At 63.2% G+C, this 15,831-nt stretch carries 14 protein-coding genes and 1 riboswitch; of the genes, 7 read left to right on the top strand and 7 right to left on the bottom strand.

Annotation, left to right across the window (positions count from 1 at the left end; translation table 11 throughout):
• Positions 1-273: 273 nt before the first annotated feature.
• The 3 genes from ACWGS9_RS01260 to ACWGS9_RS01250 all read left to right on the top strand — a co-directional run bounded on the left by ACWGS9_RS01260 (position 274) and on the right by ACWGS9_RS01250 (position 3,545).
• Positions 274-1,473: an aspartate aminotransferase family protein gene (locus tag ACWGS9_RS01260; RefSeq protein WP_454503519.1), complete on the top strand. Its 1,200-nt coding sequence runs from the start codon at positions 274-276 to the stop codon at positions 1,471-1,473.
• Positions 1,474-1,490: 17 nt separating this feature from the next.
• The gene (argF, locus tag ACWGS9_RS01255) at positions 1,491-2,402 is read left to right on the top strand and encodes an ornithine carbamoyltransferase (RefSeq protein ID WP_454503518.1); all 912 of its coding nucleotides are present in this window, start codon (positions 1,491-1,493) and stop codon (positions 2,400-2,402) included.
• A gap of 111 nt (positions 2,403-2,513) precedes the next feature.
• Positions 2,514-3,545, top strand: a complete 1,032-nt coding sequence (locus ACWGS9_RS01250; RefSeq protein WP_454503517.1) for an Hsp33 family molecular chaperone — start codon at positions 2,514-2,516, stop codon at positions 3,543-3,545.
• A gap of 191 nt (positions 3,546-3,736) precedes the next feature.
• On the opposite strand, the gene apaG is transcribed toward ACWGS9_RS01250, so the two are convergent.
• On the bottom strand, positions 3,737-4,129 hold the full coding sequence (gene apaG / locus ACWGS9_RS01245; RefSeq protein WP_320308615.1) for a Co2+/Mg2+ efflux protein ApaG: 393 nt from the start codon (positions 4,127-4,129) through the stop codon (positions 3,737-3,739).
• A 222-nt stretch (positions 4,130-4,351) separates the two neighbouring features.
• On the opposite strand from apaG, the gene ACWGS9_RS01240 reads away from it, so the two are divergent.
• Entirely contained in the window at positions 4,352-5,497 is a 1,146-nt protein-coding gene (locus tag ACWGS9_RS01240) for a ceramide glucosyltransferase (protein ID WP_454503516.1), read from the top strand.
• 34 nt (positions 5,498-5,531) lie between these two features.
• On the opposite strand, the gene ACWGS9_RS01235 is transcribed toward ACWGS9_RS01240, so the two are convergent.
• Positions 5,532-6,722, bottom strand: coding sequence for an O-succinylhomoserine sulfhydrylase (locus ACWGS9_RS01235; RefSeq protein WP_454503515.1), 1,191 nt, complete (start codon positions 6,720-6,722; stop codon positions 5,532-5,534).
• A gap of 56 nt (positions 6,723-6,778) precedes the next feature.
• A riboswitch (SAM riboswitch) is annotated at positions 6,779-6,856 on the bottom strand.
• A 77-nt stretch (positions 6,857-6,933) separates the two neighbouring features.
• Here ACWGS9_RS01235 and ACWGS9_RS01230 point away from each other — a divergent pair.
• Positions 6,934-8,028: a 2'-deoxycytidine 5'-triphosphate deaminase gene (locus tag ACWGS9_RS01230; protein WP_454503514.1), complete on the top strand. Its 1,095-nt coding sequence runs from the start codon at positions 6,934-6,936 to the stop codon at positions 8,026-8,028.
• A gap of 34 nt (positions 8,029-8,062) precedes the next feature.
• Here the strand turns inward: ACWGS9_RS01230 and araD1 are convergent, their stop codons facing one another.
• The 4 genes from araD1 to chvE all read right to left on the bottom strand — a co-directional run bounded on the left by araD1 (position 8,063) and on the right by chvE (position 13,400).
• Complete coding sequence (araD1, locus tag ACWGS9_RS01225; RefSeq protein WP_454503513.1) at positions 8,063-9,058, bottom strand: AraD1 family protein; 996 nt, start codon at positions 9,056-9,058, stop codon at positions 8,063-8,065.
• Positions 9,059-9,321: 263 nt separating this feature from the next.
• Entirely contained in the window at positions 9,322-10,614 is a 1,293-nt protein-coding gene (mmsB, locus tag ACWGS9_RS01220; RefSeq protein ID WP_454503512.1) for a multiple monosaccharide ABC transporter permease, read from the bottom strand.
• Complete coding sequence (mmsA, locus tag ACWGS9_RS01215) at positions 10,611-12,143, bottom strand: multiple monosaccharide ABC transporter ATP-binding protein (protein WP_454503511.1); 1,533 nt, start codon at positions 12,141-12,143, stop codon at positions 10,611-10,613. The genes mmsB and mmsA overlap by 4 nt, the downstream gene beginning before the upstream one ends.
• Positions 12,144-12,329: 186 nt before the next feature.
• Entirely contained in the window at positions 12,330-13,400 is a 1,071-nt protein-coding gene (gene chvE / locus ACWGS9_RS01210; RefSeq protein WP_454503510.1) for a multiple monosaccharide ABC transporter substrate-binding protein, read from the bottom strand.
• A 292-nt stretch (positions 13,401-13,692) separates the two neighbouring features.
• Between chvE and ACWGS9_RS01205 the strand changes: the two genes are divergently transcribed.
• Positions 13,693-14,682: a LysR family transcriptional regulator gene (locus ACWGS9_RS01205; RefSeq protein ID WP_454503509.1), complete on the top strand. Its 990-nt coding sequence runs from the start codon at positions 13,693-13,695 to the stop codon at positions 14,680-14,682.
• Positions 14,683-14,743: 61 nt separating this feature from the next.
• On the top strand, positions 14,744-15,148 hold the full coding sequence (locus ACWGS9_RS01200; RefSeq protein WP_454503508.1) for a protamine-2 (modular protein): 405 nt from the start codon (positions 14,744-14,746) through the stop codon (positions 15,146-15,148).
• Positions 15,149-15,221: 73 nt separating this feature from the next.
• Here ACWGS9_RS01200 and ACWGS9_RS01195 read toward each other — a convergent pair whose 3' ends face one another.
• Positions 15,222-15,791 (bottom strand): CatB-related O-acetyltransferase, encoded by a 570-nt coding sequence (locus ACWGS9_RS01195; RefSeq protein ID WP_454503507.1) that lies wholly within the window; start codon positions 15,789-15,791, stop codon positions 15,222-15,224.
• Between the last annotated feature and the right edge of the window lie 40 nt (positions 15,792-15,831).

Genomic DNA, 15,831 nt, shown 5'->3' with positions numbered 1-15,831 from the left:
GGGTGATTTAGGTCCGCCGCACGAAATATAGTTATTTCTCGACTACAAATACCTTATGCGCTGACTCGGTGACAAGAGTCCCAAAGGCAACACCGATTCGGTTTTTACGGTTTTCCCCAACTTGCGGCCTCATCATGTGCCGGCGTGGCGTCAGGGGCTTGCCACGCACTTCTGCGTGACGTTTTCGTTGACTTCATGGCCGAAAAACATGATAAGCCGCAAAGGCCGCCGCATTGGCGGCTTTTTTGATTTCCGGTTCCGGAGACGCATATAATGAGCGGTTCGGCGCTTTACGAGACCTTTGCCCGCGCACCCCTGGCTTTCGACCGTGGGGAGGGGACCTGGCTGGTCACCGACAAGGGCGAGCGATATCTCGACTTCGCGGGCGGCATCGCGGTGAATTCGCTGGGCCACAGCCATCCGCATCTCGTCGCGGCGCTCACCGAGCAGGCCGCCAAGCTCTGGCACGTCTCCAACCTCTATGAGATCCCGGAGCAGCGCCGGCTGGGCGAGCGGCTGGCCGATGCGACCTTTGCCGACAAGGTGTTCTTCACCAATTCGGGCGCCGAGGCGCTGGAATGCGCCATCAAGACGGCCAGGCGCTATCATTTCGTCAAGGGCCATCCCGAGCGTTTCGGCATCATCACCTTCGAGGGCGCCTTCCACGGCCGAACGCTGGCGACGATCGCCGCCGGCGGCCAGTACAAATATCTCGAAGGCTTCGGCCCGAAGGTCGAGGGCTTCGACCAGGTGGCCTTCGACGACATCGACGCGGCTGAAAAGGCGATCACGCCGGAGACCGCGGCGATCCTGATCGAGCCGGTGCAAGGCGAGGGCGGTATACGCCCGGTGCCGACGCAATCGCTGAAGCGGCTGCGGCAACTCTGCGACAAGCACGGCCTGCTTTTGATCTTCGACGAAGTCCAGTGCGGCATCGGCCGCACCGGCAAGCTGTTCGCGCATGAATGGACAGGCGTCACGCCCGATCTCATGGCGATCGCCAAGGGCATCGGCGGCGGCTTTCCGATGGGCGCCTGCCTTGCCACCGACGAGGCGGCGACCGGCATGACGGCCGGCGTGCACGGCACGACCTTCGGCGGCAATCCGCTGGCGATGGCAGTCGGCAATGCCGTGCTCGACGTTGTTCTGGCCGACGGCTTCCTGGAGGACGTGCAGCGCAAGGCGCTGCTTCTGAAGCAGGGCCTTGCGGCGGTCGCCGACGAGTTTCCCGATGTCATCGAAGGCATCAGGGGAACCGGCCTTATGCTGGGCCTGAAATGCGCCATGCCCAACACCAAGGTGAACATGGCGCTGCGCGACCAGCACCTGCTTGCCGTGCCGGCGGGCGACAATGTCATCCGCCTCCTGCCGCCGCTCACCGTCACCGACGAGGAGATCGCCGAGGCGCTGAAGCGCATCCGTGGCGGCGCCAAGGGCCTGGCCGACGCGATAGCGGCCGAAGCCGCGAAATAATTTCTGGAAACCTGCCGATGAGTGTTCGCCACTTCACCGATCTATCCGCCGTTTCCGCGGGCGACCTGCGCATCATGCTGGATGACGCGGTGGCGCGAAAGACCAGGCTCAAGGCCGGTGAGCGTTCAAAGCCGCTCGATGGCAAGGTACTGGCCATGATCTTCGACAAGCCGTCGACGCGCACGCGCGTGTCCTTCGACGTCGGCATGCGTCAGCTCGGCGGCGAGACCATCATGCTGACCGGCACCGAGATGCAGCTCGGCCGATCGGAGACCATCGCCGACACCGCCAAGGTGCTGTCGCGCTATGTCGACGCCATCATGATCCGCACCACCTCGCATGACCGGCTGCTGGAACTCACCGAGAACGCCAACGTTCCGGTCATCAACGGGCTGACCGACGACACGCATCCCTGCCAGCTCATGGCCGACATCATGACCTATGAGGAGCACCGCGGTCCGGTGGCCGGCAAGACCTTCGCCTGGACCGGCGACGGCAACAATGTGCTGCATTCGCTGCTGGAAGCCTCGGCGCGGTTCCGTTTCAGCTTGAATGTCGCGGTGCCGGAAGGCAGCGAACCTTTCGAGAAATATGTCGATTGGTCGAAGGCCAATGGCGGCAAGGTTCGCTTTTCGCGCTCGGCCGAAGAAGCCGTCGACCAGGCCGACTGCGTCGTCACCGACAGCTGGGTCTCGATGGGTCAGGAACACCGCGCCCGAGGCCACAACGTCTTCCTGCCCTATCAGGTCAACGCGGAGCTGATGGCCAAGGCCAAGTCCGACGCTTTGTTCATGCACTGCCTGCCGGCGCATCGCGGCGAGGAGGTCACCGACGAGGTGATCGACGGGCCGCATTCGGTGGTCTTCGACGAGGCCGAAAACCGACTGCACGCCCAAAAGGCGGTGCTGGCCTGGTGCCTGGGCGCTTGATCCGACGCGACCGGTACGGGGATGTCGACTTGATCCGGGGATATGTGATGCCTATTTGGGGGCCATCACGTAAATTGAACGCGCTTCGACGCATGCGGCTCACCGGGCGGCATGGCTGCGCCCCGGAGTATTGTCATGTTGGAAACCCAGACTTTGGCTGAGCATAAACCCCAACTCGGTGAATTCGGCTTCGCCGGCGACGATCATGTCGTGCCTTACGAGGTCGCGCCGCTCGATGTGCGCGGCCGCACCGTACAGCTCGGGCCGATGCTCGACGCTATTTTGAGCCGCCACGATTATCCCGAGCCGGTCGCCCGCCTGCTGGCGGAAGCCTGCGTGCTCACCGTGCTCCTTGGCACCTCGCTGAAGTTCGAAGGCAAATTCATCCTGCAGACCCGCACCGACGGGCCGGTCGACATGCTGGTGGCTGATTTCACCACGCCGCATGCGTTGCGCGCCTATGCGCGCTTCGATGCCGACCGGCTGCAGGCCCTGATCGCCGCCGGCGAGACCTCGCAGCAGACGTTGCTTGGCAACGGCGTGCTGGCTTTAACCATCGACCAGGGCGCGCATACGCAGCGCTATCAGGGCATCGTCCAGCTCGACGGCACCTCGCTTGAGGACGCCGCGCGCACCTATTTCCGCCAGTCGGAGCAGATCCCGACCGAAATCAGGATGTCGGTCGCCAAGCTGGTCACGCCCGGCCCGGCCGGCGCACGCGAGCAATGGCGCGCCGGAGGCATCCTGGCGCAGTTCCTGCCGCAGTCGCCGGAGCGCATGCGCATTCCCGATATTTCGGGCGGCGACGGCGATCACCGCGAGGTGGCGGACCATCCGGCGGACAATTCCTGGCAGGAATTGCTGGCGCTGCTCGGCACGATCGAGCCGACCGAGCTGATCGATCCGACGGTGGGCGCCGAGCGGCTGCTCTACCGGCTGTTCCACGAACATGGCGTGCGCGTTTTCCGCGGCGTTCCGGTCGCCGACCAGTGCTCCTGCTCGCGCGACAAGATCCGCGGCATCCTCGAAGGCTTCTCGGCTGAGGAGATCAAGGACTCGACCGAGGAGGGCGGCATCCATGTCGCCTGCGAGTTCTGCTCGACGCAATACGACTTCGACCCGGCTGAGTTCGCGGCCGAGTAACGCCTTTCCTTCTCCCCGTTTCACGGGGAGAAGGTGCCCGAAGGGCGGATGAGGGGCGGCGCCAACCTCGAAGAGATCACGCCGGCGCCTCAAGGCTTTCGTCGAGCTCGAAGGTAATCTCGGGAAGCCGGCGCTGCCCCTCATTGCCCTACCGGGCATTTCTCCCCCGTATAGTGACGGGGAGAAAGAGGCTAATTCACCGTGCGCCTGGTCCCCGGCATATCGAGCGAGAAGGCGGGAATGGCGATATCGAACGTCTCGCCGCGGCCGTTTCGCATCGTATAGTGGCCGACCATGATGCCCGACGGCGTCGAGAGCGGGCAGCCAGAGGTGTACTGATAGCTGTCGCCGGGGTTGAGTTCCGGCAGGTCGCCGACGACGCCGGCGCCGCGCACCTCCTCGACACGGCCTCGGCCGTCGGTGATGTGCCAATAGCGCGACAAAAGCTGCACGAACTCGTCGGAGCGGTTGTCGATCGTCACCTGATAGCCCCAGACATAGCGGTTCTCGGATGGATCGGAGCGGTCCTCCAGATAGAAGGGCCTGACCAGCACTTCGATGTTGCGCGTCACTGCGCGATACATGGGCTACTCCGGTTGCCGCCGCAGGAGAATGTCTTCAGCACTTCGCTGTTATCACGCGAGGCGCCGGCCGTCCTGCCAGCCTTTAAGCGCAAGTGCCGAAAAACAATGTCATTTAAGTGACACATGACAATGTTGGTGTGCACGAACCGTGCCGGGCGACTCGGGCGCTCTGTCGACTGATGAAACGGCCGCATGCGGCCTTTCGGGAGTGACCAGATCTCGATGGAACTGACTATCGCAGCCGCGCTCGCTTCGTCAGCCCTTCTTCTCTGCAATCTCATCAGCATTCTGCTCGCCTCGTCGCGGCTGAAACGGCGGCGTGTCGTTGCGCCGCCAGCCGTCGCGCAGCCGCCGGTCTCGATCGTCGTGCCGTCGCGCGGCGTCGAGCCGTTCACGCAGGAGACCTTGCAGCGCGCCTTCTCGCTCGACTGGCCGCGCTATGAGCTGATCTTCTGCGTTGCCCACACCGAAGACCCGGTGGTCAAGCTCATCAATACGGCAATCGCGCGCTACCCGAAGGTTCCGGCGCGGCTTATGATCGGCGACGACCGCATCAGCGCCAATCCCAAGCTCAACAACTGCGTCAAGGGCTGGCAGGCGGCGCGGCACAATTGGGTGATTCTCGCCGATTCCAACGTGCTGATGCCGACGGACTATGTCCAGCATCTGATGGCGGCATGGCGCCCGGGTACCGGACTCGTCTGCTCGACGCCGATCGGCTCGCGGCCGGACGGTTTTTGGGCCGAAGTCGAATGCGCCTTCCTCAACACGCTGCAGGCGCGCTGGCAGTATGCCGGCGAGGCGCTTGGCCTCGGCTTTGCCCAGGGCAAAAGCATGCTGTGGAACAAGCTGATGCTCGACGCCAGTGGCGGTATTCAGGCGCTTGGCGCCGAGATCGCCGAGGACGCGGCCGCCACCAAGCTGGTCAATAGCCTGGGCCTGCGCGTCAACCTCGTCGCCTCGCCCTTCGAGCAGCCGCTCGGCCAGCGCACGCTCGCCGAGATCTGGTCGCGCCAGGCGCGCTGGGCGCGGCTGCGTCGGGTCACATTCCCGCTGTTCTTCGCGCCCGAGATCCTGACGGGCGCCGCGATGCCGTTGCTGCTGGCGCTGATTGCCGCGGCAAGCGCCGGGGTCAGCCTGCCCGGCACGGCCTTGTGCGTGCTGGCCATCGCTTATCTGCCGGAATGCCTGCTGGCCTCGGCCAAAGGCTGGTATCTGTCGCCGCGCAGCGTCACCGCGATGATCGCGCGCGACGCGATGCTGCCCGCCATCTGGGCGCGCGCCTGGTTCGGCGGCGCCGTCGAATGGCGCGGCAACGCCATGACCATCCGCACCAAGGCGATGACCGAACTGGAAGAGCTCGCCTGAAGTCCTATGGTCGCTGCGGGCGCCGCGACAGGTCCTATTTGGCCGCCTTCAGCGCCTGTTCGACGTCGGCCAGCAAATCGTCGGTGTCCTCCAGACCTACGGAGAGCCTGAGCGTACCAGGGCCGATGCCGAGCTCGGCGCGCGCCTCGTCGCTCAGGTTTTTATGCGTCGTCGTCGCCGGATGGGTGATCAGGCTCTTGGCGTCGCCGAGATTGTTGGAGATCAGCACGATGTCGAGCGCGTTCTGCAAGGCGAAGGCCGCCTGCTTGCCGCCCTTGACGTCCAGGCAGATCAGCGTCGAGCCGCCCGACATCTGCTTCTTGACGATATCGGCCTGCGGATGGTCGGCGCGGCCCGGATAGATGACGCGGCCTATCTCCGGCCTGCCGGCCAGGAAATCGGCGATCTTGCCCGCACTTTCTGTCTGCTGGCGCACGCGCAGCGGCAGCGTCTCCAGGCCCTTGAGCAGCGTCCAGGCATTGAAGGGCGACAGGCTCGGGCCGGTATGGCGGAAATAATCGTGCAGGTTCTCGTCGATCCATTTCTTGTCGGACAGGATGACGCCGCCAAGGCAGCGGCCCTGGCCGTCGATATGCTTGGTCGCCGAATAGACCACGATATGGGCGCCGAGCTGCAGCGGCTTCTGCTGCAGCGGGGTGGCGAAGACGTTGTCGACGATCAGCCGGGCGCCGATCGAATTGGCAAGTGCTGCGACTGCCGCGATGTCCACCACCTCCAGCGTCGGATTGGTAGGGCTTTCCAGGAAGAAAAGCTTGGTGTTCGGCCTTATCGCCTTTTCCCAATTGGCGATGTCGGTGCCGTCGACCAGCGTCGCCTGGATGCCGTAGCGCGGCGCCAGTGTCTCGACCACCCAGCGACAGGAGCCGAACAAAGCGCGCGCCGCGACGATATGATCGCCGGCCTTGACGCTGCAGAGCAATGCGGCGGAGACAGCCGCCATGCCGGAGGCGGTGGCGCGGGCATCCTCGGCCCCTTCCAGCGCGCACATGCGCTTTTCGAACATGTCGACGGTCGGATTGGCGTAGCGCGAATAGATGAAGCCCGGCTCCTCGCCCTTGAAACGGGCCTCCGCGGCCTGCGCCGTCTCATAGACATAGCCTTGGGTGAGGTACATCGCCTCGGAGGTCTCGCCGAAGCCGGAACGCAATGTTCCGCCATGCACGAGTGCCGTCTGAGGTTTCCAGTTGCGCTTCTTGGTGCTCATAGCCCTGCTTCCAGACACAAAAAAACCGGCCGCGAAGTCGCAACCGGTCCATATAGCCTTGCGGCTCGACGGTCCTTTAGCGACTTGTTTAACGTGGCTGCAAGCCGACCGGCCAAATCACCACGGGATAACGACCCTTTAGACCCGCGCCGCGCTTGCGTCAATTGCCGGCTTCATTAAGAGGTTTGTACCAGCAGAGCGGAGTAAGACTTTGCGGCAGACAGGCATTCTTCCCGACCAGGATATCTCCGCGCTGTTCCAGTCCGGTGCGCTGAAGTCGCCGCGCGCGCTGGATGCCGATCAGATCCAGCCGGCCAGCCTCGACCTCAGGCTCGGCGACAAAGCCTTCCGCGTGCGCGCCTCGTTCCTGCCTGGCCCGGACCACCTGGTCGCCGACAAGCTCGAGCGGCTGAAGCTGCACGAGATCGACCTTACCGGGGGGGCGGTGCTCGAGACGGGCTGCGTCTACATCGTGCCGTTGCTCGAGAGCCTGGCATTGCCGGCCGAGGTTTCAGCTTCGGCCAACCCGAAGAGCTCGACCGGCCGGCTGGACATCTTCACGCGCGTCATGACCGATCGTGGCCACGAGTTCGACAAGATCGCCGCCGGCTATCACGGGCCGCTCTACCTCGAAGTCAGCCCGCGCACCTTCCCGATCGTCCTGCGTGCCGGATCGCGCCTGTCGCAGATCCGCTTCCGCACCGGCAACGCCGTGCTTTCCGAGAGTGAACTGCGTGACCTTCACCGCGCCGAGATGCTGGTCGCCACCGAGCCGCCCAACATTTCCGGCGGCGGCATCGCGCTCTCCATCGACCTCGATGGCGACAAGGACGGCCTTGTCGGTTACCGCGGCAAGCACCACACCGGCCTCGTCGACGTCGACAAGCGCGCGGCGCAGGATGTCGTCGATTTCTGGGAGCCGATCTACAAGAGCGGCGCCGGCGAGTTGGTCCTCGATCCCGACGAATTCTACATCCTGGTCAGCCGGGAGGCCGTGCACGTGCCGCCGCTCTACGCCGCCGAGATGACGCCGTTCGATCCGCTGGTCGGCGAATTCCGCGTCCACTATGCCGGCTTCTTCGATCCGGGCTTCGGCCACTCCGCCGCCGGCGGCAGCGGCAGCCGCGCGGTGCTCGAAGTGCGCAGCCACGAGGTGCCGTTCATCCTCGACCACGGCCAGATCGTCGGCCGTCTCGTCTACGAGCACATGCTGAAGCGGCCGCAGGCGCTTTACGGCACCGATCTCGGCTCGAACTATCAGGCGCAGGGCCTGAAGCTCTCCAAGCACTTCCGCGCCGCGCGCTGAGGTTGGAACTGCCCCTTGTGGGGAGATCACCCACTCACAGTGCCTTCACCGCCACCTTCACCGGCTTTTCGATCTCCAGCGGATTGCGCAGCGGCAGGCCGAAATCCTGCGCCTCGATCTCGAAAGTATCGCCGGCCTCGGTCCTGATGCCGTCGGCGAAGGACAATGTCGCGGTGCCGAACATATGCACATGCACGTCGCCCGGCTGGCGGAAGGCCGAATATTTGAAATGATGATGCTCGAGATTGGCGATGGTGTGCGACATGTTCGCTTCGCCCGACAGGAACGGCTTTTCCCACAAGAGCTTGCCGTCGCGCCAGATGCGCGATGCGCCGCGGATATCGGCGGGCAGGTCGCCGATCAGGATTTCGGGGCCGAACGAGGCGTTGCGCAGCTTGGAATGGGCGAGGAACAGATAATTCACCCGCTCGGTGACGTGATCGGAGAACTCGTTCGACAGCGTGAAGCCGACGCGGAACGGCGCGCCGTCATCGCCGATCACATAGATGCCGGCGATCTCTGGCTCCTCGCCGCCGTCCTGCGCGAAGGCGGGCGACATCAGGGGCGCGCCGGGCGCCACCGCCATCGTGCCGTTGCCCTTGTAGAACCATTCCGGCTGCACGCCGACCTGGCCCTTGGCGGGTTTGCCGCCTTCGAGACCCATGCGGAACATCTTCATGGAATCGGTGAGCTCCTCCTCGCCGCCCTCGCTGAGTTTCCTGTGCATGGAATCGCGCGTCGCCGCGGAGCCGAGATGCGTGAGGCCGGTGCCGGTGAGGTGCAGATGCGCCGGATCGGGATGATTGATCGGCGAAACCAGCCTGCCTCTCTTGTAGGCGGCATCGAGATCGACCGCCTCGCCATAGCCCTTGCGTTCGATCAGCGCTTCGAGGCCTGTGCCGGTCCGTGCGGCCTCCATCGCCAGCGAATAGACGCTGCGCGCGCCGTTGATGACCCTGGTCTTGCCGCCGCCATTGCGGGCAACGACGCGGATCGTCTCGGCGTCGTCGAGGATCTGGGAGATCAGCATGTTTGAATCCTCTCTCATTTCGCCGGGTGCGGCTGCCAACGCGCAAACCTCGACCGGCGCGGCGCGAAGCAATCCGCGCCACGGTTGAAACTCTTCGTCCGGATTGCGCTCGCGAGCCTGGTCCTTGCCTGGACTTCTTGGCGCCGACGGGTTGCCGGCAGCTTCGCGATCTAGAACCCGTATGCCTCCTGAACCTCGCTTGCCGCCTTTAGATTGAGCATGATCTTTTCCGAAAACCGGTTCCCACTTTTAGGGATCACACCCTAGGCCTTGTTCTTGTTGTAGACGTCGAAGATGACGGCGCCGAGCAGCACCAGGCCCTTGACCACCTGCTGCCAGTCGACGTTGACGCCCATGATCGACATGCCGTTGTTCATCACGCCCATGATGAAGCCGCCGACGACGGCGCCGATCACCTGTCCGACACCGCCCATTGCCGAGGCACCGCCGATGAAGACGGCCGCGATGACGTCGAGCTCGCTGCCGAGACCGGCGGCCGGCACCGCCTGGCCGAGGCGCGCCGCGATGATCAGCCCGCCCAGCGCCGACAGCACGCCCATGTTGATGAAGACCAGCAGCGTCAGCCTTTCGGTGTTGATGCCCGAAAGCTGCGCGGCCTTGGCGTTGCCGCCCATCGCATAGATGCGGCGGCCGATGGTCATGCGCTTGGTGACGAAGACGAACAGCGAGATCAGCACGCCCATCACCATAAGCACGACCGGCAGGCCCCTGTAGCTCGCGAACTGGAAGACCAGGAACAGCGCCAGCGCGCTGCCCACCAGCGTCTTGACGACGAACATCGGGAAGGGCTCCGCCTCATAGCCATGACGCTCGCGCTTGCGCCGCGTCCTGAAGCCGAAATAGGCGTAGGCCAGCACCGCGATCAGGCCCAGCACGACCGTCGTCATGTGCAGCGTCAAGCCGCTGCCGACGATGGTCTTGCCGGCGGCATTGACGGTCGGTGGGATCAGCACGAGCGGCCCGATCACGTCCGGAATGAAGCCGGAGCTCAGCGCCTTGAAGCTGTCCGGCAGCGGGCCGACCGAGGAGCCGCCGCCAAGCAGCGCCTGACAGATGCCGCGAAAGATCAGCATGCCGGCCAGCGTCACGATGAAGCTCGGTATCCGGTGGTAGGCGATCCAGTAGCCCTGCGCGGCGCCAATGAGCGCGCCGACGATCAGGCAGACGATCGAGACCACCAGCGGATTGCTGAATACACCGAGCGGCCAGATCACCATCATCATCGCCGCAAGCGCGCCGACGAAGCCGGCGACCGACCCGACGCTGAGGTCGATATAGCCGGAAACGATCACCAGCAGCATGCCCAGCGCCATCACGATGATGAACGAGTTCTGCTGCACCAGGTTGCTGAGGTTCACCGGTTTGAACAGCGTTCCCGACGTCGTGTACTGGAAGAACAGCATGATCACGATCAGCGCGATGATCAGGCCGTACTCGCGCAGGTTCGTCGTCAGCGCCGAGACGGCAACGCGCGGTCCCTGCTTGATGTCCTCGGCGACGCCGCTTTGCGGCGCGGGAGCGCTGTCTGTGCTCATGATGCTTTTCCTTCTCCCCGAACGATGGCGCGCATGATTTTTTCCTGGCTGGCGTCGCTTGCCGCCATTTCGCCGACGATACGCCCTTCGTTCATCACGTAGATGCGGTCGGAGATGCCGAGCAACTCGGGCATTTCCGACGAGATGACGATGATCGCTTTGCCCTCGGCGGCGAGGCGCGCGATGATCGTATAGATTTCGTACTTGGCGCCGACGTCAATGCCGCGGGTCGGCTCGTCGAGGATCAAAACTTCCGGATCGGCGAACAGCCATTTCGACAGCACCACCTTCTGCTGGTTGCCGCCCGACAGGTTGCCGGTCAGCTGGTAGACGCTGGAGGCGCGGATGTTGGTCTTCTTGCGATAGTCGTTGGCGACGCTCATCTCGCGCATGTCGTCGATGACGCCGCGGCTGGAAACGCCTCCGAGATTGGCCAGCGTCACATTGTGCTTGATGTGGTCGATGAGGTTGAGGCCGTAGGTCTTGCGGTCCTCGGTGACATAGGCGACGCCGCTTGCCACCGCCTTGCTCACTGACGAGAGGTCGATAGGCTTACCACGCAGCGACACCTCTCCGGTGATATGCCGGCCGTAGGAGCGTCCGAAAAGGCTCATCGCGAATTCGGTGCGGCCGGCGCCCATCAGCCCGGCGATGCCGACCACCTCGCCCTTGCGCACATTGAGGTTGATGTTCTTGATCACCTGCCGCTCGGCATGGATCGGGTGGTAGACCGACCAGTTCCTCACCTCGAAGATGACATCGCCGATCTTCGGCTCGCGCGGCGGATAGCGGTCGTCGAGCGAGCGGCCGACCATCGAGGTGATGATGCGGTCTTCCGAGATGTCCTTCCTCGGCAAGGTCTCGATGGTGCGCCCGTCGCGGATCACCGTCACCTTGTCGGCGACGCGGTTCACCTCGTTGAGCTTGTGCGAGATCAGGATCGAGGTCATGCCCTGGCGCTTGAACTCGAGCAGGAGGTCGAGCAGCGCCTGGCTGTCCTTTTCGCTGAGCGAGGCGGTCGGCTCGTCGAGGATCAGAAGCTTCACTTCCTTGCTGAGCGCCTTGGCGATCTCGACCAGCTGCTGCTTGCCGACGCCGATATTGGTGATCAGCGTCTTTGGGTCTTCCTTGAGACCAACCTTTTGCAGCAAGGCGCCGGTGCGCTTCTCGTTCGCATTCCAGTCGATGACGCCATAGGTGGCATGCTCGTTGCCGAGAAAGATGTTTTCCGCGATCGACAGCATCGGCACCAGGGCAAGCTCCTGGTGGATGATGACGATGCCGATATGCTCGCTGTCGTGAATGCCTTTGAAATTGCATTCCTGGCCGCGAAAGATGATCTGGCCATCATAGGTGCCGGATGGATAGACGCCCGACAGCACCTTCATCAGTGTCGACTTGCCGGCGCCGTTCTCGCCGACGACGGCGTGGATCTCACCTTCCTCGACGCTGAGATTGACGTTCGACAACGCCTTCACGCCGGGAAACGTCTTGGTGATGTCGCGCATCTCCAAAATCGTCGAGGCCATGAGGTTCTGCTCCCTGGCGCATGTCTTCCATTCGCGGAAAGCGTCATGCGCGAAATCAACATACTGCAGTCTGGCCAGCGCCGCGACGGCGCATGGCGCTGCAGAAGCCGGCAAAAACAATACCGGGGTCGCTTGTGAACGAAAAGGGGCCCTGCGTCGCGCAGGACCCCTTCCTTTGAGGCTGGATTACTTCAGCTCGTCGGCCTTGATATAGCCGGAGTCGACGACCTGCGCCTTGTAGTTCGACTTGTCGACCTCATGCGGCGTCAACAGGATCGACGGAACGACCTTGACGTCGTTGTTGTAGGTCTTTTCGTCGAGACCGTCCGGCTTGCCGCCGGAGAGCACCTTGTCGACCAGCTGCACGGTGGCCTTGGCCAGTTCGCGGGTGTCCTTGAACACCGTCGAATACTGCTCGCCCGAGATGATCAGCTTGACCGAGGCGGTCTCGGCGTCCTGACCGGTCACGATCGGCCAGGGCTGTGCGTCCGTGCCGTAGCCGACGGCGCGCAGCGAGGCGGTGATGCCGCGCGACAGGCCGTCATAGGGCGACAGAACGCCATCGACGCGGCTGCCGTCCGAGTAGTTGGCCGAGAGCAGGTTATCCATGCGGGCCTGGGCGGTGGCGGCGAGCCAGCGCAGCGTGCCGACCTTGTCCATGCCCATCTGGCCGGACTTGATCTTGATCGAGCCGCCGTCGATCAGCGGCTGCAGGACCGACATCGCGCCGTTGTAGAAGAAGAAGGCGTTGTTGTCGTCCGGCGAGCCGCCGAACAGTTCGACGTTCCACGGCTTGGTGTTCGGGAAACGCTCCTTGAGGCCCTTGACCAGAGAGTTCGCCTGGATGACGCCGACGCCGAAATTGTCGAAGGTGGTGTAGTAGTCGACATTCTTGGTCTTCTTGATCAGGCGGTCATAGGCGACGACGACGACGCCTGCGTCATTGGCTTTCTGCAGCGCGTCGGCCATAGTGGTGCCGTCGATCGAAGCGATGATCAGTGCCTTCGGGCCCTTGGTGATTTCGTTTTCCAGCTGGCTGAGCTGGTTCGGGATATCGTCCTGCGCATATTGCAGGTCGACCGTGTAGCCAAGCTTCTCGAGCTGGGACTTGACGGCGTCGCCGTCGTTGATCCAGCGCTGCGAGGTCTTGGTCGGCATCAGCACGCCGACGAGACCCTTGTCGGCTGCATGCGCCGAATAAGTCATGGCGGCGATGCCAAGGGCCGCGACGGCGGCCAGCGTCTTGATGATCTTCACATTACTCTCCCTGGTTGATGGACGCGACACCTCGGGGCTTCGCGGGGCGCGCAGTCGAACAGGTGCGCTGGCGCGCCACTGTCGGCTTTATCGATCTCCGGTATCCTCCCAATCGGTCCCGCGACGCAGTTTCAATCGATACGAATTGGCTCGTTGCCGACTGTTGCGCCTCGGAACGCCCAAAGGTTGGGTTCCTTTGACATAACTGTCAAATGCGATCTTCGCTGGTTGCTATATCGGAACCGGTATAGCTTAAAGGACTGATATAAGCCCGGTGGAGAGGCTCCAAAACATGGCGGCACTGCGCGATTCCGACGCGATTTCAGTTAGCTACGAGAAATTGCCGGGAGACGGCGAGACGCTGCTGCGCAGCGGCCTGAGCCTTCGCCACATGCGCATGATCACCGCCCTGGACGATCACGGACGGGTGAGCGCCGCCGCGCAGGTCATGAACATCTCCCAGCCGGCCGCCTCGCGCATGATCGCCGAGATGGAGGCGGTGCTCGACGTGAAGTTGTGCGAGCGGCTGCCGCGCGGCGTGACGCTGACCCCTTATGGCCAGGCGCTCGCCCGGCGCGCCCGTTCGATCCTGCTCGAGATGCGGGAGGCAGATCGCGAGATTTCCGAGCTAAAGGCCGGCAAGGGCGGGTCGGTGTTCCTCGGCGCGGTGACGGCGCCGGCGATCGAACTCGCGGTGCCGGCGATTCGCGAGATCCGCCGTATCTATCCGCGCATCGAGATCACCATGCAGGTCGAGACCTCGAACGTGCTTGCCCGCGAGCTGATTGCGTCGCGCCACGATTTCATCATCGCGCGCATCCCCGACGACCTCAATCCTCGGCTTTTCGAATCGCGCGTCATCGGTGTCGAGAAGGCCTGCCTCATCGTGCGCCGCGGCCACCCGCTGGCCTCAGGCAAGGCGGTGCGGCTGGAGGAGACGGCTGGCTATGACTGGGTGTTCCAGTCCGGCGGCTCGCCGCTGCGCCAGGCTATGGAAAGCAATTTCCTCAACCGCGACATTCCGCTTCCCGACCGCATCCTCAACACGTCTTCGCTGCTGCTCACTTTGGTCATGGTGGCGCAGTCCGACGCCATCGCGCCGGTGTCGATCCAGGTCGCCAAGTTCATTCAAGGCGGCGATGGGCTCGCCGGCGCCATCGACGTCGTGCAGACCGAGTTCGACATAGAGGTCCGGCCCTACAGCCTGATCACGATCAAGAATCGCGTGCTCTCGCCGGCCGCAAAAATGCTGCACGACTTCATCTTACGCGAAGTGGGGTGATGGAACGAGAATGCTACTTGTACGTTCAATCCGATCGGCGGCTCGCTGGAGCCTGTTGCGGGTGAGGGAAGTGCTGCCGTTGCTCAACATCTCGGGAGGTTTGATGGAACGTCGATTGTTTCTGACTGGAATACTTGGCGTTGCGGGGGCGGGTGCACTTGCAGGCCTGGCCGGACCTAGCAAGGCGGTTGCCGGAATTCCCGCCGGCAACGGAATCCTGGACGAACTCGACAAGCCGGATATGCTCGAAAATCCGGACGAGGCGGTGTTCGAAGGCGACGATCAGGCTGAAGTAGAACTGGTTTCGCACTACCGTCACCATCATGGCCATGGAAACTGGCGCTGGCGTCACCGCCGTCGTGGCCGTCGGCGCGGCTGGAGGCATGTCTGTCGCCGCTTCTGGCATCATGGCCGCTGGCGCCGCCGCTGCCGGCGCGAGCGCGTATGGATCGGCTTCTGGCTGTAGTTCAGGCGCAAGCGGCGTTGAAAGGATGGGTCTTGCAAGACGACCGTGCAAGACCCATCACCCCGTTGATCGGTTACGCAGCCAGGTACTTCGAGACGAATTCAGAGACCGAGGTGTGGAAATCAGGCATCGCCGCTTCGATTTGATCGTCGCTCCAATCCCACCAGCGGATGGCTAGGAGTCCTTCTATGACTTTCGGCTCAAACCGATGCCGGATTAGCTTGGCAGGGTTGCCGGCGACCAAGGCGTATGGCTGAACATCTTTTGTGACCACGGCACCTGCGCCGACGACCGCGCCATCACCTATCTTCACACCGGATAAAACAATGGCGCGGGAACCGATCCACACGTCATTCCCTACGGTGATTGGACCCTTTGCGATGTCACGCGTGGGTGGTCCAAATCGGTGAGCGTCTGGAAAAGGGTAGCTGGATACCGAAGACATCGGGTGCTCGCCGGCTGCGATAAAAAGTACGCCAGCAGCGATCGAACAATAGCTTCCAATGCTAACAGGCGCCTCTGCAGTCGCCTGGAAAATGTTGCCAAAGTCGACGCCGTAGGTCTTTCTGCCTATAATGACATGCCTGCCAGGGTATGGTTTTCTCAAGCCCAGTTTTGTTCTAAGTTCTCTAAACATTGCCATGGATGCGTCGATAGCCGACCCTAGCCGACCAGTACAGCTC

The organism is Mesorhizobium sp. Arg314, from assembly GCF_053714275.1.
The sequence above is the reverse complement of the archived record's forward strand: the minus strand, read 5'-3'. Positions and strand labels throughout refer to the sequence as shown.

What these genes read in the sequence shown, in the direction of transcription:
- ACWGS9_RS01240 (WP_454503516.1), top strand. Translation starts at nt 4,352, where the DNA reads ATGGAACTGACTATCGCAGCCGCGCTCGCTTCGTCAGCCCTTCTTCTC.
- apaG (WP_320308615.1), bottom strand. Translation starts at nt 4,129, where the DNA reads ATGTATCGCGCAGTGACGCGCAACATCGAAGTGCTGGTCAGGCCCTTC.
- ACWGS9_RS01250 (WP_454503517.1), top strand. Translation starts at nt 2,514, where the DNA reads ATGGCTGCGCCCCGGAGTATTGTCATGTTGGAAACCCAGACTTTGGCT.
- ACWGS9_RS01195 (WP_454503507.1), bottom strand. Translation starts at nt 15,791, where the DNA reads ATGGCAATGTTTAGAGAACTTAGAACAAAACTGGGCTTGAGAAAACCA.
- mmsB (WP_454503512.1), bottom strand. Translation starts at nt 10,614, where the DNA reads ATGAGCACAGACAGCGCTCCCGCGCCGCAAAGCGGCGTCGCCGAGGAC.
- ACWGS9_RS01235 (WP_454503515.1), bottom strand. Translation starts at nt 6,722, where the DNA reads ATGAGCACCAAGAAGCGCAACTGGAAACCTCAGACGGCACTCGTGCAT.
- ACWGS9_RS01205 (WP_454503509.1), top strand. Translation starts at nt 13,693, where the DNA reads ATGGCGGCACTGCGCGATTCCGACGCGATTTCAGTTAGCTACGAGAAA.
- araD1 (WP_454503513.1), bottom strand. Translation starts at nt 9,058, where the DNA reads ATGCTGATCTCCCAGATCCTCGACGACGCCGAGACGATCCGCGTCGTT.
- mmsA (WP_454503511.1), bottom strand. Translation starts at nt 12,143, where the DNA reads ATGGCCTCGACGATTTTGGAGATGCGCGACATCACCAAGACGTTTCCC.
- ACWGS9_RS01260 (WP_454503519.1), top strand. Translation starts at nt 274, where the DNA reads ATGAGCGGTTCGGCGCTTTACGAGACCTTTGCCCGCGCACCCCTGGCT.
- argF (WP_454503518.1), top strand. Translation starts at nt 1,491, where the DNA reads ATGAGTGTTCGCCACTTCACCGATCTATCCGCCGTTTCCGCGGGCGAC.